This is a genomic window from uncultured Pseudoalteromonas sp., assembly GCF_963922945.1.
Lineage (GTDB): Bacteria > Pseudomonadota > Gammaproteobacteria > Enterobacterales > Alteromonadaceae > Pseudoalteromonas.
Window position 1 is genome coordinate 1 of record NZ_CAWUKC010000006.1, and the last position, 15010, is coordinate 15010.

Annotated in this window: 16 protein-coding genes; 13 read left to right on the top strand and 3 right to left on the bottom strand. The window is 41.4% G+C overall.

Annotated elements, in window-relative coordinates:
• Window positions 1–264: 264 nt before the first annotated feature.
• From AABI99_RS02275 to flgA, 3 genes are all read right to left on the bottom strand, one after another.
• A complete protein-coding gene (locus tag AABI99_RS02275; RefSeq protein ID WP_338363057.1) occupies window positions 265–696 on the bottom strand; it encodes a flagellar protein FlgN in 432 nt (143 codons plus the stop codon).
• The gene (gene flgM, locus AABI99_RS02280; protein ID WP_338363058.1) at window positions 689–1012 is read right to left on the bottom strand and encodes a flagellar biosynthesis anti-sigma factor FlgM; all 324 of its coding nucleotides are present in this window, start codon (window positions 1010–1012) and stop codon (window positions 689–691) included. The genes AABI99_RS02275 and flgM overlap by 8 nt, the downstream gene beginning before the upstream one ends.
• A 76-nt stretch (window positions 1013–1088) precedes the next feature.
• On the bottom strand, window positions 1089–1796 hold the full coding sequence (gene flgA / locus AABI99_RS02285) for a flagellar basal body P-ring formation chaperone FlgA (RefSeq protein WP_338363059.1): 708 nt from the start codon (window positions 1794–1796) through the stop codon (window positions 1089–1091).
• Between the two features lie 140 nt (window positions 1797–1936).
• Here flgA and AABI99_RS02290 point away from each other — a divergent pair, with 140 nt between their 5' ends.
• The 13 genes from AABI99_RS02290 to flgL all read left to right on the top strand — a co-directional run bounded on the left by AABI99_RS02290 (window position 1937) and on the right by flgL (window position 14794).
• Window positions 1937–2869: a chemotaxis protein CheV gene (locus tag AABI99_RS02290; protein WP_338363060.1), complete on the top strand. Its 933-nt coding sequence runs from the start codon at window positions 1937–1939 to the stop codon at window positions 2867–2869.
• A 21-nt stretch (window positions 2870–2890) separates the two neighbouring features.
• On the top strand, window positions 2891–3721 hold the full coding sequence (locus AABI99_RS02295; protein WP_338363061.1) for a protein-glutamate O-methyltransferase CheR: 831 nt from the start codon (window positions 2891–2893) through the stop codon (window positions 3719–3721).
• A gap of 144 nt (window positions 3722–3865) precedes the next feature.
• Window positions 3866–4276, top strand: a complete 411-nt coding sequence (gene flgB / locus AABI99_RS02300; RefSeq protein ID WP_338363062.1) for a flagellar basal body rod protein FlgB — start codon at window positions 3866–3868, stop codon at window positions 4274–4276.
• 2 nt (window positions 4277–4278) lie between these two features.
• Window positions 4279–4710, top strand: a complete 432-nt coding sequence (flgC, locus tag AABI99_RS02305; RefSeq protein WP_338363063.1) for a flagellar basal body rod protein FlgC — start codon at window positions 4279–4281, stop codon at window positions 4708–4710.
• A gap of 13 nt (window positions 4711–4723) precedes the next feature.
• On the top strand, window positions 4724–5404 hold the full coding sequence (locus AABI99_RS02310; protein WP_338363064.1) for a flagellar hook assembly protein FlgD: 681 nt from the start codon (window positions 4724–4726) through the stop codon (window positions 5402–5404).
• A gap of 58 nt (window positions 5405–5462) precedes the next feature.
• A complete protein-coding gene (gene flgE / locus AABI99_RS02315) occupies window positions 5463–6833 on the top strand; it encodes a flagellar hook protein FlgE (RefSeq protein WP_338363065.1) in 1371 nt (456 codons plus the stop codon).
• 177 nt (window positions 6834–7010) lie between these two features.
• The gene (locus tag AABI99_RS02320; protein WP_126007876.1) at window positions 7011–7754 is read left to right on the top strand and encodes a flagellar basal body rod protein FlgF; all 744 of its coding nucleotides are present in this window, start codon (window positions 7011–7013) and stop codon (window positions 7752–7754) included.
• 21 nt (window positions 7755–7775) lie between these two features.
• The gene (flgG, locus tag AABI99_RS02325) at window positions 7776–8564 is read left to right on the top strand and encodes a flagellar basal-body rod protein FlgG (protein ID WP_338363066.1); all 789 of its coding nucleotides are present in this window, start codon (window positions 7776–7778) and stop codon (window positions 8562–8564) included.
• A 19-nt stretch (window positions 8565–8583) separates the two neighbouring features.
• Window positions 8584–9267, top strand: coding sequence for a flagellar basal body L-ring protein FlgH (gene flgH, locus AABI99_RS02330; protein ID WP_338363067.1), 684 nt, complete (start codon window positions 8584–8586; stop codon window positions 9265–9267).
• Window positions 9268–9278: 11 nt separating this feature from the next.
• A complete protein-coding gene (locus tag AABI99_RS02335) occupies window positions 9279–10373 on the top strand; it encodes a flagellar basal body P-ring protein FlgI (RefSeq protein WP_338363068.1) in 1095 nt (364 codons plus the stop codon).
• A gap of 125 nt (window positions 10374–10498) precedes the next feature.
• Window positions 10499–11515: a flagellar assembly peptidoglycan hydrolase FlgJ gene (flgJ, locus tag AABI99_RS02340; RefSeq protein ID WP_338363069.1), complete on the top strand. Its 1017-nt coding sequence runs from the start codon at window positions 10499–10501 to the stop codon at window positions 11513–11515.
• Between the two features lies 1 nt (window position 11516).
• Complete coding sequence (flgK, locus tag AABI99_RS02345) at window positions 11517–13523, top strand: flagellar hook-associated protein FlgK (protein WP_338363070.1); 2007 nt, start codon at window positions 11517–11519, stop codon at window positions 13521–13523.
• A 2-nt stretch (window positions 13524–13525) separates the two neighbouring features.
• A complete protein-coding gene (gene flgL, locus AABI99_RS02350; protein WP_338363071.1) occupies window positions 13526–14794 on the top strand; it encodes a flagellar hook-associated protein FlgL in 1269 nt (422 codons plus the stop codon).
• The last annotated feature ends 216 nt before the right edge of the window (window positions 14795–15010 follow it).

Here is a 15010-nt window from a genome sequence, read left to right on the forward strand (position 1 = left end):
GTGGCGGAAGTGCCGATGAAGCAGCGCCAGCCGTTGATGTTCAAAATCAATCAGAGGAAATGATTAAGCACTTAATTGAAAATGGTAATAACCAAACAGATATTTAAATGACTAACCCACTTCAGTTAAATAGCTGAAGTGGGTTTCTAAAACTCACTTAATCAAAAGTATGGTTATTATTTTGTGCTAATTAGTAAACCTAAAAAAGCCCTTATTGAAACTTCAATAAGGGCTTTTTTTATAAATTAGGGTAGATAAAAGCAATTAAGCTTTTAGGTTACGAACTAGCTTACTGTCGGTATTAACCACGCTACCGCCTTGGTCGTAAGTCATACTAGTTGGGGCGCCAATTAAAATATCTTTTAATTGCTTTACACTTAAGTGTGCTTGGCGGGCGGCATGTGAGTTTACTTTATTTTGTTTTTGGCACTGCGCTAACTGCGCTTTAACTTGCGCAATGCGTTCAGTTACTTCAGGGGCATTTTCATCATTTGCAGCAAAAAGTTTATTCAACTCTTTATCGAGCTGCGTGAGCTTAGTTAAAAAAGACATTTTTTGTTGGGCAAGCTCTTTTAAACCTTCACCTCTTCGAGAAGCAATAATACTAAGCTCTTCGTTTAATAACGTATACAATGAATCCAAGCATTTAACTTGTTCATTTAATTTAACGCTAATTAAACTATTGTGATCAGCCATATACGTTAAACTCAAAATCAGCTAAGTTTTTAGTCAGCTTTTCAGCATCAATTTGGTATTTACCTTCGGTAATTGCTTTTTTCAGCTCAGCAACTTTTTCACTGTCAAAGCCAGATGACTGCTGTGCTTTATCTTGCAGTGTTTTTAACTGTTGCGCTTGTGGTGTTAGGCTCACAGAATCGCTCGCCGCTTTAGGCGAAGCAGTAGGCGCTGTTTGAGCGCTTGCAGCGTTATCTTTTTTAATATCAACTTGTTGCTGTTTAGCGTTTGTAAGCGCATTAGCTTGTTGATTACTGCCATTAACTTGATTAACCATAATAATAAACCTGTATATTACCCAACTTATGCCAAGTTATCGGCATATACATAGGATACTTTAGTATAAATCGAAATTAAATATTAACTTGCACAGACTCTACACCATCTACACGTGCATTCAAAATTTTACCGGACTTTTTATTTTTAATCTGTACTTGTTCACCTAAAGTACCATCTTCAAGGGCTATGCCCGTGGTTTTAATCCTAAGCCCTTTAATACTCGCATAAATATTAACAGCATCGCCTTTGCACACCATGCAAATTTGGTTAAGTAAAACCGGCATACCATTTCTAATATTTCGCTTACTGCGGCTACCAATAAGTATTACAGGGTCATCTAAGTATTGTGCTCTCACAAATTGTGAGGGTTTCATTTGCACGCTTAAGTGAGATTTAGTAATAACTTCACCGCGTGCCAAGTTTTCTGTTGCTATTACAACGGGTGCCATTTTAACGATTCTTACATGGACATATTGAATCCAGTTTTGTGCATCATTACATTTTATCTGCACCGTTACTTGGCGTGAAAATGGTGGCTCATTGGGCACAGCTAATTCAGGTTCGTTTTTACACTCTCTATCTGGAATACGGCTATCGAGCTTAAGCGCGGTGATCTCAACATTTTCCTCAAGTGGTTCATTAACTTGCTTGGCAATATGAGAAATCGCTATTTCTTGTAATAAATCTTTGCTAAATATTTTTGCATGCAGAGGAGTTGCTAAGCAGAGGCTAGCAAGAAAATAAAAAACACTGTATCTTCTGGATTTTTTTAACAAACTCATAATGTTTCGACTATGCTTATGGTTTCAAACAGGGTATAAATATTTTGCGTCAAAAAGTAGACGCTCCCGCGATGTTGTGTAGCTTTATAAACAGAAAGCAATTATCGTTCCGCATTACTTGTTTTCTTTAGGAGATTTGAATGGCAGGCATTTTAGACTCAGTAAACCAACGTACCCAGTTGGTTGGGCAAAACCGCCTAGAATTACTATTATTTAAGCTCAGAGGGCGTCAGCGTTTTGGGATTAATGTATTTAAAGTAAGGGAGGTACTACAATGTCCTCCTTTAACGAGTATGCCAAAATCTAATGCATACATTCGCGGTGTTGCCCATATTCGTGGTCAAACTATTTCAGTTATCGACCTATCAATGGCCGTTGGCGGTCGACCTATTGAAAATGTTAAAGACAGCTTTATTATCATTGCAGAATATAATCGATCTGTGCAGGGCTTTTTAGTTGGCGGCGTTGAGCGAATAGTTAACATGAACTGGGAAAAAATAATGCCGCCACCATCAGGGGCAGGACGTTACTCTTACTTAACAGCTGTTACCGAGATTGAAAACGAATTGGTCGAAATTCTTGATGTTGAAAAAATCTTAAACGAAATTTGCCCAGTTAACACAGAGGTGAGTGCCGACCTTGCTGCCGACAGTGCAATACAACAAGACTTAGGCGAGCGAATTGTATTTATTGCAGATGACTCAGCTGTTGCACGTAACCAAGTAAAAAGAGCGCTTGAGCCACTAGGCGTGCAAACAGAACTTGCAAAAAATGGTAAAGAAGCATTAGTTAGGCTAAAAGAAATTGCCGAGCTTGATTGCCAAAATGATATTACTGAGCGTGTAGGTTTACTTATCTCTGACGTTGAAATGCCAGAAATGGACGGCTATACCTTAACAGCAGAAATTAAAGCAGATCCAAAATTAGCGCCGCTACATGTTATTTTACATACCTCTTTGAGTGGTGTGTTTAATCAAGCGATGATCGAAAAAGTCGGCGCGGATGACTTTATAGCAAAATTTAACCCAGATGAACTGGCAACAGCAGTAAAAAAATGGGTTCATTGTGACTAAGCAACAATAGGTGTTAATAACTTGAATAGTAAAGATTTGCAGCAAAGTGACTACGATCAATTTCGCTCGTTTTTAGAGCAGCAATGTGGCATCGTCCTAGGCGAAAACAAGCAATATTTAGTAAAGAGTCGGCTTGCCCCACTAATGGCTCGTTTTAATGTTGAATCTTTATCACAGTTAGTGAGTAAAACGCTTGCCCCCCATGAGCGGCAACTTAGAGCCGCAGTGGTTGATGCCATGACTACTAATGAGACTTTGTGGTTTAGAGATCAATACCCGTTTGAGCTTTTAAAAAATAAGCTTTTTCCTGAGTTTAAAGACCTCCGTAGGCCATTAAAAATTTGGTCAGCGGCCAGCTCTTCAGGTCAAGAGCCATATTCTATTGCCATGTCGGTTGCTGAGTTTCAAGCGCAGCAGCCGGGTGTGCTAAGTATGGGCGCACAAATTATTGGTACTGATATTTCTAATACAATGCTCGATATGTGTAAAAATGCCGAATATGATGCGTTGGCATTAGCGCGAGGGCTCTCAGCAGAGCGCCGTAAAAAGTACTTTATGGATAGCGGCAATGGAATGGCAAAAGTTGTCGATTCAGTCAGAAAGCAGGTGAGCTTTAGACATTTAAACTTGCTAGACTCTTATGCACTTATGGGTAAGTTTGATATTATTTTTTGCCGTAATGTGCTTATCTATTTTTCACCAGAAGTAAAAGCAAAAATTATTAAGCAGTTTGCTCAAGCGCTCAACCCAAAAGGGTATTTGTTTCTAGGTGCATCTGAGTCAATGACGGGTTTAAGTGATGAATTCGATATGGTTCGTTGCAACCCCGGAATTATCTATCAAAAAAAATAATCCTATCATTTTATTATTTAAAAACGACGTTCTTTACGTCGTTTTTTTATTAAATAACAACCCTCTATAAAAAAATAGCGTAACTCAAAACTACTGGCTTATTAATTGCTTTAACTTAGGTAAGTCAATTTTTTGGAGAACGTTATGGCTATCAGTTTCGATAAAGCATTAGGTGTGCATCCGCATGCAATGTTGATCCGCTCACAGCGGGCAGAAGTCCTTGCCACAAATATAGCGAATGCTGATACGCCTGGCTATAAAGCAAAAGATATTGACTTTGCCTCTGCATTAAAAGCGGCAAGGTCAACTCAGCAAAGCGGCAATAATATGGTTACTACCAATGAAAAACACATTGCTGGCGGTACCCGTATTGTAGGTAACTCTGAATTATTTCGCACACCAAATCAAGGAGATACAGGCGATGGTAATTCAGTTGATATACAGGTGGAACGAAACTTGTATACACAGAATGCGATGGAGTATCAGGCAAGCCTGCAATTTTTAAGTAGTAAGTTTAAGGGCCTGAATAAAGCGCTCGGTAGTCAAGGGTCATAATTATGAGTTTATATAACGTTTTTGATATTTCAGGCAGTGGTATGAGTGCGCAAAATGTGCGCTTAAACACGACTGCGAGTAATATTTCGAATGCTAATACAGTTAGCTCATCTCAAGACAAAACTTACCGAGCACGCCAACCTGTATTTGCTGCCGAGCTGACTAAAGCGTCTGCCTCAGCTAGCAACCCTCAGGGCTCCGCTGTTGGTGTTAAAGTGCTGGGAATTGTTGAGAGTAACAAACCACTACAAATTGAATATAACCCTAATCACCCAAGTGCGGATGAAAATGGCTATATCTATAAACCCAACGTTAATGTTGTTGAGGAGATGGCAAATATGATCTCTGCTTCTCGCTCTTATCAAACAAACGTGCAAGTTGCCGATGCAGCTAAGCAAATGTTAAGCAAAACGCTGTTACTTGGGCAGCGATAACCGAGGGTAGGTTATGAGTAACGATATTAGTAGCAGTTCAACTTATTTGGACTCACTACGCTGGCAAGAACAACAAGTTGCTACCAGCGATGGAGAGAGTGATGCGTTAACACAAGAAGATTTTTTCTCGTTGCTAACTCAGCAACTATCGTATCAAGACCCGAGTAATCCGGCTGATAACGATCAGATGATTGCGCAAATGACTAATTTTACTATGGCGCAAGGCATCACAGATTTAAATACAAATTTTGAGTCACTTGCCTCGTCAATGACTTCAAACTCTGCCTTGCAAGCATCAACACTGGTTGGTAAACAAGCGCTATTAGAATCCAATACGCTTGAGCTTGGTCAAAGCGGCGAAGCCAAAGGCTCAGCAGTTGCTGAAGAAGCCGTTGATAATTTAAAAATTAAAGTCACAGATGCCTCAGGGCAACTAGTTAGGACTATTGATATGGGCTCGCAAGCAGCAGGTGCAGTGCGCTTTAGCTGGGATGGCAATAACGAAGCAGGTGAGCGCCTACCAGAGGGTGAATACACCATTACTGCAGAGGGCAGTACCAACGGCGAGTTTTCAAGCTTACCGGTGGCTACATTCAAAAACATTGAAAGCGTTAATATCAATGGTTCTAGTGGCATTATTATTAACACGAAAGAAGGTGCGGTTAGGTTGACAGATGTCGCAGAGATCGCATAACCAATTAAAAGTATTTCGCCTGCTAGCAGGCTATTAGATCAAAAGTTAGAGGTGAATTATGAGCTTTAATATCGCACTTACAGGCCTAGCTGCCGCTCAAAAAGATTTAGACGTAACAGCAAATAATATTGCTAACGTAAATACTACCGGTTTTAAAGAATCGCGTGCTGAATTTGCTGATGTGTATGCTGCATCTGTTTTTAGTGCTGGTAAAACAAAAAACGGTGATGGTGTGCAAACAACCATGGTTGCACAGCAATTCCACCAAGGGTCACTGCAATTTACCAATAACTCGCTGGATTTAGCGATTACTGGAGAAGGGTACTTTGCTATGACCGATGATATTTCGTCGCAAGACTTAACCTATACTCGTGCAGGTGCTTTTAAACTTAACCAAGATAACTTTATGGTTGATGCTAAAGGCAATTATTTACAAGCCTTTCCGGTAGACTCATCTACAGGTGATACCACATCCGTTAGTTTAAGTACTACAAACCCGATTCAAATTCCTGACTCGTCTGGTTCACCTCGTGCTACAGAGAACGTATTTTTATCGTTTAACTTAGATGCGACAGCGGATGCAACAGGCCTTGCTTTTGACCCTACATCAAATGGCACCTATAACTCATCAACGTCTACCACAGTTTACGATTCATTGGGTGAGCCACACATTTTGCAATACTTTTTTGTAAAAGAAGAGGATGCCGCTTCGGGTGGTACTGATAACAGCTGGGAAGTCTACGCCACACTTGATGGCAAGGTAATAGATGGTACATCTGGTGCAGAGCAAACAACGACGCCATATACACCGATAACTACACTTGGTTTTGATTCTAGCGGTTTACCTGCCACAACCGATGGTATAGCAAATACTAACGCGACTACATTTGATGAAATTAATTTACCAGCAGGTGCAGGCACTGGTTTATCGTCAATGCTTGATAACGGCGCAACCTTCCCAAGTACAGGCATTGAGTTAAATTGGCGCGATGAAAACAATACAGCAGGACGCATTCCCACTCAGTACTCAAGTGGTTTTGAAGTAAAAGCACTTGACCAAGATGGCTCTACAGTCGGTCGTTTAGCGGGTATTGATATTGGTACAGACGGTAAAATTGTAGCCTCATACAGCAATGGCGACTCAACTTTCTTAGGCCAAGTGGCTATGGTTCGTTTTCCAAACTCTCAAGGCTTATCGCAAGTAGGTGATACTAGCTGGAAGCAAAGTATTGACTCTGGTGAGCCAGTAGCCGGTGAAGCAGGTTCGGGTACTTTTGGTAGTATTAATTCATCTGCGCTTGAGCAATCAAATACTAACTTAACAAACGAATTAGTTGATTTGATCACCGCTCAACGTAACTACCAAGCAAACTCACGAGCGCTTGAAGTTAATTCAACAATCCAGCAAAGTATTTTGCAGATTCGATAAGTTAATTTTATTTTTGATTAAAATTTTAAGGCTGCATTTTTGCAGCCTTTTTTGTAGCTATGCCGCTATTCTTATTGCAGCTAAGTCCTATCAATATTCTTCATAAATTGCGTCAAATTTAATCTGGCATCTATTTTGCATTTATCAACTCAGAGATTTTTTATGTGAGTCGATGTTATGGACAAAATGGTCTACATTGCGGCCTCTGGCGCTAAGCAAAGCCTACAAGGGCTTGCACTTAAAGCCAATAATTTGGCAAACGCAAACACCACGGGTTTTAAAGCTGACTTTGCGCAAGCGCGCTCAATGCAAGCATTTGGCGAGGGCTTGCCAACACGCGTGTTTTCTATGCAAGAGCGACCTGGTTCTAACATGACCTCTGGCGGCATAATTGAAACAGGGCGAGATTTAGACATTGCCATGAGCGATAACGCCTGGCTCGCTGTTCAAGATGACTCAGGGAATGAAGCCTATACTAAAGTCGGTACGCTGAATATTACTGCGCAAGGTATGTTAGTAACAAGTCATGGTCGTCAAGTTATTGGCGAAGGTGGCCCCGTAATTCTACCTGTTCCTATTGAAAAAATAAGCTTTAGTGAAGATGGTGCTATACAGGTTCGTCCGCAAGGCGCCCCCGCAAATTTTTTAGAAGAAGTAGACACGCTGCGCGTTGTTGAAGGAAACAGCAGGCAGCTTGAAAAGGGCAACGATGGTTTATTTAGGCCTGTACCTGGGCAAGCCGTCGATACTTCTGCAAATGTAAAAGTATTAAGTGGTGCACTGGAAATGTCTAATGTTAATCCAGTTCACGAAATGGTCGATATGATCAACCACCAACGTCAATTTGAGTTACAAGTAAAACTAATGAAAACAGCTGAAGAGATTGACGAACGTCAAGATCAGTTGATGCGCATAGTTTAACTTTAAAATGAGGGCATACTTATGAATCCTGCATTGTGGATAAGTAAAACAGGGCTAGACGCTCAACAAACTGATATTTCAGTTATTTCAAATAACTTGGCGAATGCCAGTACCGTAGGTTACAAAAAAAGCCGCGCTATTTTTGAAGATTTACTGTATCAAAACATCAACCAACCGGGCGGGCGATCTTCACAAGATACCGAGCTGCCATCTGGCCTAATGCTTGGTGCCGGTGCAAAAGTGGTTGCTAACCAAAAAGAGTTTACGCAGGGCAATATGCTCACCACCGAAAACTCACTAGATTGGATGATCTCTGGTGATGGCTTTTTTGAAGTATTGCAACCTGATGGCAATATTGCTTACTCACGTAATGGTCAGTTTACTACCGATGAAGACGGCCGAATTGTTACCTCGGGTGCAGGTTTTGTAGTTCAGCCCGAAATGAACGTACCTGATGACGCGCAGTCAATTACGGTCTCTCAAGATGGTGAAGTGTCTGTGCGTGTAGCAGGGCAAGCCGACAATGTAGTCATTGGTCAGTTGGTAATTAGTGATTTTATTAATCCATCTGGTCTTGAGCCAATTGGTCAAAACCTTTACACCGAAACCGCCGTCAGCGGTGCGCCCGTGCAAGGTAACCCTGGCGTAGAGGGCCTAGGGACTATTATTCAAGGCTCGCTTGAAACATCAAACGTTAATGTAACGGAAGAATTGGTAAACCTTATCGAAACGCAACGTGTGTACGAAATGAACTCAAAAGTAATTTCGGCCGTTGACGAAATGATGAGCTATATCAATCAACAGTTATAGTAGAGCACAGGGGATAATTATGCGTAATGTTATTTTATTTGCAGCAGGCAGCTTATTTTTAACTGGCTGTGTTTCTACGCAAAACAGTGAAGTGGTTCAAGACGACCCATACTACGCACCCATGTACCCAGAGCCTGTAGCAGAGCCTGTTGTTGCAACGGGCTCGTTGTTTAACACCAATACATTTAACGATTTATATTCGGATAAAAAAGCACTGAGAACCGGCGATATCATCACCGTTAAGCTGCAAGAGTCAACACAAGCTACAAAAGCCGCAAAAACCGAAACCGACAAAGAAACCGAAGCCAGCCTAGACCCCGTTATTGGCTTAGGGGGGTTACCTGTCAATATAGGTGGCGACAGTATTCAGTTTGGTATTGGTAGTGATTCATCATTCACTGGTGACTCTAAATCAAATCAGTCAAACAGTTTAGTGGGTGATATTTCTGTAAATGTTATGCGTGTCTTACCCAATGGTAATTTAGTTATTCGTGGTGAAAAATGGTTAACACTTAATACTGGCGAAGAGTTTATTAGGCTTGAAGGCCTTGTACGTCCGCAAGATGTAAGCGCCGATAACACAGTTGAGTCAAATAGAATAGCCAATGCCCGTATTCAATACTCTGGTAAAGGGCAAACACAAGAAGCGCAAAGCCCAGGGTGGTTAACACGTTTCTTTAGCAGCTCGTTATTTCCGTTTTAGAGGATAGTAGTATGAAAAGCATTAAAGCGTTTATTTTGATCATACTGCTAGGCTGGCAATTTTCTGCCAGCGCCGAGCGTATAAAAGATGTCTCTATGGTGGAAGGTGTGCGCCCTAACCAATTAGTGGGTTATGGTTTAGTGGTGGGGCTACCTGGTACAGGGGAGCAAAACTCTTACACACAACAAAGTTTTAGAGGCATGTTAAACAGTTTTGGTATTACCTTACCTTCTACACAAAGCCCTAAAATTAAAAACGTAGCCGCAGTGGCAGTTCATGCTGAGCTGCCGCCGTTTAGAAAGCCAGGACAAACAATTGATATTACGGTTTCTTCTATTGGTAGTGCTGGTAGTTTACGAGGCGGCACTTTACTACAAACCTTTTTAAAAGGGGTGGATGGTGAGGTTTATGCGATAGCACAGGGTAGCTTAATTGTGGGTGGTTTAGGCGCGCAAGGGCTTGATGGCAGTAGAGTAGTTATTAATACTCCAACCGTTGGCCGTGTACCTAACGGCGCAACTGTAGAACGCGAAGTTAAAAGCCCTTTTATGCAAGGTGACTACATTACATTCAACTTAAATCGTCCAGATTTTACTACGGCAAAACGTTTAGAAAGCACAATTAACAATTTAGTAGGCCCTAATAGTGCACAAGCTATTGATGCTGCCTCAGTACGCGTTATTGCGCCACGTGATGCATCGCAACGAGTGTCTTATTTATCAACGCTTGAAAACCTAGAGTTTAAGCCTGCTGACACTTCTGCCAAAATTATTGTTAATTCACGCACGGGCACCATTGTTATTGGCAAAAATGTGAAGCTACAGCCTGCGGCAATAACCCACGGCGGCCTGACAGTTACTATTGCTGAGCAGCAAAATGTAACGCAGCCTAACCCACTAGCTGAAGGCGAAACTGTTGTTACACAGCAAAGTATTATTGACGTTAACCAAGATGATTCTCGTGCGTTTGTATTTAACCCTGGCGTTAGCTTAGATGATTTAGTGCGTGCAATAAACGAAGTAGGCGCAGCACCTGGCGACTTAATGGCTATTTTAGAAGCGCTTAAAGAAGCGGGTGCAATTAACGGGCAACTTGTTGTTATTTAAAATCATTAAAAGCTCGGTGTTACAGCAATGTAGCCGAGCTTTTTAATAAAACCTTCCTCTAAAAATGCCTTTGGCTTAATTTTTGCATTTCCTAAAGCATTATTCATTTTTGTGTCAAAAAGCTGATGGAAACAAATCACCTCGATAAGCAAAACTTTTTTGATTTAAGTAACCTTAATACTTTACGTCAAGACGCTTTAAACAGCGGTGATGCATCTTCTGACGCCTCTAAAGCGGCGCTAAAAAAAGCAGCGGCACAGTTTGAAGCTATTTTTACACAAATGTTGCTTAAAGGGATGCGTAAAGCCAACGAAGCATTTGAAGATGAAGACAGCCCATTTAATTCTAGCGGCGTAAAGTTTTTTGAAGAAATGCACGATCAGCAGCTCTCTTCTGAGCTTTCATCAAATGGGTCTTTGGGTTTGGCTGATTTAATCGTTCAGCAACTCTCCCCTGAACAAGGTAGCTTTATGCCAGGTTCAGTACTTAGAACCACGAGCGATTTTATCAGCGATAAACGCGCAGGCTCTGAACTGCCGCACGAAAAGGTGCACAGTGTAAGGCAAGCAAATAAAAATGACTCAGCCCTCAGCAGTGAAGCAACTCAAACTAAAACCACAACACAGCCTACACAGCAATCATCATTCAATACTGCTGAAGAGTTTGTGAGTGCCGTGTGGGAGCATGCTAAAACAGCGGCCGAAAAAATTGGTTTAAACCCTGCTGTAATGGTCGCCCAAGCGGCTCTTGAGACTGGCTGGGGCAAGCACATAATTAATAAAAGCGACGGGAATAGCTCAAATAACCTGTTCAATATTAAATCAGATAAAAGCTGGGAAGGCGACAAAGCAAGTAAAGTAACGCTTGAATTTGAGCAAGGCACGCCTGTTAAAAAGCAAGCAAGTTTTAGAGCTTACGATTCTATAAAAGAAAGCGTGAACGATTTTGTTGATTTTTTAACGCAAAACCCACGTTACGAAGAAGCATTACAAAAAACAGCACAGCCAAATGAATTTTTAGATTCGCTACAAAAAGCAGGCTATGCAACCGACCCTAATTACGCGAGTAAAATAAAAAAAGTGCTAAATAGCAGTGAGCTAAAAAATATTGCAACCAGCGCATTTACCCAAGGAGTGAAGTAATATGTCGTTTAGTTTATTAAATATTGCCAGTTCAGGGGTGCGCTCAAGCTCTGAGCTGTTGCAAACGACCAGTAAAAACATCACCAATGTAAATACAGAAGGCTACGTTCGTGAGCGCACTGAATTTACCACTATGGTAGATAACCAAGTAGGGCGCGGCGAAACATATCGGTTATTGAACGAATTTGCCCAGTCGCAGTTAAATCGCGATACGTCAAATAAATCGTTTTTTGATCAATTCGTAACAGAAGCCAACCGTGTTGATACTATTTTTTCAGAAGAATCTAATAACTTATCAACCGGCATAAATTCATTATTTAATAACGTGCAAGAGGCGCTAAATCAGCCGTCTTCATCAGTTGCTCGCTCACTCGTAATGACCGATGCGCAAAGTTTGGTTGAGCAAATGGACAGGCTCTCAGGCATTGTGCTTGAGCAACAAGGCATAGTGAATGAGCAGCTTGAAATTTTTTCAGAAGAAGCCAACTCACTTATACAAAATATAAATACGTTAAACCAAGAAATTGCAGTCGTAAATGGTACTAATAACGCATCAAGCGCAAGCTCTATTTATAACCAGCGCGACTTGGCGATTCGTGAATTATCAGAGCTCGTAGATATAGAAACACTCGATGGCCCTAATGGCGAAAAACTCGTATTTATGGGCAGCGGTGAATCTTTAGTTATGGAAAACGGGACCTTTAACTTGTTTTCGCTGTCGGGTGACCCCGATCCTAATTTTAAAGAGTTGACGCTTGACGTTAATGGCGGCAAAGCCGTGCCGCTTGAAATAGATGCGAGCAAACTTAAAGGCAAAATTGGCGGCTTACTCGCATTTAGAGACGACATACTTGTACCAGCACAAAACCAAATAGGCCAAATGGGATTGGCAATTGCAGATGCGTTCAACGAGCAAAATAAATTGGGTATGGATGCTAACGGTGAGCTAGGCGGTGATATTTTTACCATACCTACCGTGGGCGCTTATGCATACCAGGCTAATACCGGCAGTGCCAGTTTAACCGCCACGCTTGAAGCCGGGAAAGGCAGTGAACTGCCTGCCAGCGACTTTATTGTTACTTATACCGCTAATGCAAATGAAGTGAGCATTCAGCCAATTGATAATAAAGGCGAGCCACTAGGCAGCGCTTCTTTAGCGACGATACCGCCATCTGGTGTTATCGACTCAGACGACATTACAAGTGGGGAGTCGTTTGGTTTACAAATTAATGTAACGGGTACTGGTAATACAGGCGATCAGTTTCAAATTAAACTTAACTCAGAGGCGGCAACCAGTATTTCCCTTGCGACAAGCCGCGGTGAAGACTTAGCTCTGGCATCGCCTATTCGTACAGCTAACAGTATAGATAATGTAGGCACTGCCACTATTTCAGCCGGAGAAGTAACAAGTGTTACATCGGGTGGCTTTACCACCGCCCCTGGTTTAGCCAATGGTGATATCACGTTAGTAAAAACAGGCACTGCAAACGAATATCAAATTACAGATGCAAATGGCACCACAACCTTTACTATAACGCCACCGGCAGAGGGCATACTGGCTCAGGCTGGTGCACCTTATAGCAACTATGGCTTTGACTTTGACATTGAAGGCACGCCTGCCACCGGAGACACCTTTACCCTTGAATTTAACGAAGGCGGCTTTGATGATAACCGTAATGGTTTAAAACTCGCTGATTTACAAAATGGCGAATTAGTTCGTAAAAATGTAGTAACTACTGCCACGGCCGATAATCACGAAACGTTTAATCAAGCCTATTCGGGGTTAGTCAGTGATATTGGCGTAGTCACAGGTCAAGCCATTACCAGTGCCAGCGCATTTGATGCATTAGCCCAGCAATCAGAAGCGTGGTATGAGTCGCTCTCCGGTGTAAACCTAGATGAAGAAGCTGCTAATTTATTACGCTTTCAACAATCATATTCGGCATCAGCTCAAGTGCTAGCTGCGGCCCAAGAAGTTTTTGACACCTTATTAAGTGCGGCGAGGTAATTATGCGTTTATCAAATAACTTAATGTATCAAAATAATATTAATAAAATACTCGATAACCAACAAAGTGTTGCTAATGCACAAGAGCAAGTAACAACAGGTAAAAAATATTTAACGACTTCAGAAGCACCTGCCGCTATTTCGCAAGGAATGCTGTATTCAAATAAAATACAAACCAATGAGCAATATACTAAAAATATTGACCAATTAACTGGCCGCCTTGAAACTGAAGAAACCATTTTACAAAGTATAAATACCAATATTCAACAAGCTCAAGAGCTAGCTATTCAAGCGGGCAATGGTGTTTATACTCAAGATGATTTAGAGTCAATCGCGGCTGAGCTGAGTGAAATACAAAAAACGCTCGTTAATTTAATGAATACTCGCTCAGAAGACGGCAAGTTTATTTTTTCAGGCTACCAAGATAGCACCCAACCGTACCAATTTGACTCTACAACAGGTGAGTACACCTATAATGGAGATCAAGGCCAGCATGTTATAACGATTGCTGAAGGGGTGAGTATTAAATCAAGCGATAACGGTTTTGATACGTTTGAAAAAAGCGATGCACGACTTGATGTTACTGATAATCAAGCTGCTATCCCAGTAACTACGCCTGCAAATAATATTACAGCGGGCACGGTTTATGTCGATGGTCAAACAGAGTTCGACCGTTTCCATCAAGAAAACTACAATGCAGATCCAACTGCAGCGGCAACAGCGAACACGTACAATGTGGTAATAACACCAGGCGCTACCGCTAACGACCCTGATACTTATGAAATTTTGCGTGACGGCGTGTCGCTGAGCCCTGCACAAGTAGGCGAGGTAACGGATGAACCAATCGATTTTGCAGGGATGAAAATCGAATTTGAAGGCGCAGCACCAGGTCAGCTTGATTTTACCCTCGAAAAGCCGCACAAAGAAAATGTGCTTAATACGTTACAATCGCTCATTACGGGATTAAATGATGGCACACTTGAAAACGATGACTTTCAGCAAGTACTAGCCGATGGTGTAGTACAGCTTCAAAATGCAAGTGAGCAAGTTGTGTACACGCAAGCGAGCTTAGGCGGGCGTATGAATGCGGTTGAAAGCGTGAGTGACTCAAATCTTGCGCAAGATATTCAAAACAAAAGCAACCTTTCTGATTTAGTCGAGGTAGACATGGCTGAAGCCATTAGTGAACTCACTAAACAAGAAACCGCACTGCAAGCCTCACAGGCTACATTTGGCCGTTTAACTAACCTTTCTTTATTTGATTACTTATAAACAGATTATAAGCAAAAATACCTTGCCGCTTTAGTTAGCATAAAGCGGCAAAAACCTCCCTCATCAGCGTGGCAATAATTTGTCACTTTAATACTTAAACAATTAACGCTTCGTTAACTCTATGATGCTTCAAATAAAATTGTTTAAAAACAAAACTTTAAATATATTTCAATGTTGGCACAGTAAATGCTTTTCTAATAATTAGAAATTATCGAA

What these genes read in the sequence shown, in the direction of transcription:
- flgC (WP_338363063.1), top strand. Translation starts at nt 4,279, where the DNA reads ATGAGTTTATATAACGTTTTTGATATTTCAGGCAGTGGTATGAGTGCG.
- flgA (WP_338363059.1), bottom strand. Translation starts at nt 1,796, where the DNA reads ATGAGTTTGTTAAAAAAATCCAGAAGATACAGTGTTTTTTATTTTCTT.
- AABI99_RS02320 (WP_126007876.1), top strand. Translation starts at nt 7,011, where the DNA reads ATGGACAAAATGGTCTACATTGCGGCCTCTGGCGCTAAGCAAAGCCTA.
- AABI99_RS02275 (WP_338363057.1), bottom strand. Translation starts at nt 696, where the DNA reads ATGGCTGATCACAATAGTTTAATTAGCGTTAAATTAAATGAACAAGTT.
- flgH (WP_338363067.1), top strand. Translation starts at nt 8,584, where the DNA reads ATGCGTAATGTTATTTTATTTGCAGCAGGCAGCTTATTTTTAACTGGC.
- flgJ (WP_338363069.1), top strand. Translation starts at nt 10,499, where the DNA reads ATGGAAACAAATCACCTCGATAAGCAAAACTTTTTTGATTTAAGTAAC.
- flgM (WP_338363058.1), bottom strand. Translation starts at nt 1,012, where the DNA reads ATGGTTAATCAAGTTAATGGCAGTAATCAACAAGCTAATGCGCTTACA.
- AABI99_RS02310 (WP_338363064.1), top strand. Translation starts at nt 4,724, where the DNA reads ATGAGTAACGATATTAGTAGCAGTTCAACTTATTTGGACTCACTACGC.
- flgK (WP_338363070.1), top strand. Translation starts at nt 11,517, where the DNA reads ATGTCGTTTAGTTTATTAAATATTGCCAGTTCAGGGGTGCGCTCAAGC.
- flgL (WP_338363071.1), top strand. Translation starts at nt 13,526, where the DNA reads ATGCGTTTATCAAATAACTTAATGTATCAAAATAATATTAATAAAATA.
- flgE (WP_338363065.1), top strand. Translation starts at nt 5,463, where the DNA reads ATGAGCTTTAATATCGCACTTACAGGCCTAGCTGCCGCTCAAAAAGAT.
- AABI99_RS02290 (WP_338363060.1), top strand. Translation starts at nt 1,937, where the DNA reads ATGGCAGGCATTTTAGACTCAGTAAACCAACGTACCCAGTTGGTTGGG.
- flgG (WP_338363066.1), top strand. Translation starts at nt 7,776, where the DNA reads ATGAATCCTGCATTGTGGATAAGTAAAACAGGGCTAGACGCTCAACAA.
- flgB (WP_338363062.1), top strand. Translation starts at nt 3,866, where the DNA reads ATGGCTATCAGTTTCGATAAAGCATTAGGTGTGCATCCGCATGCAATG.
- AABI99_RS02335 (WP_338363068.1), top strand. Translation starts at nt 9,279, where the DNA reads ATGAAAAGCATTAAAGCGTTTATTTTGATCATACTGCTAGGCTGGCAA.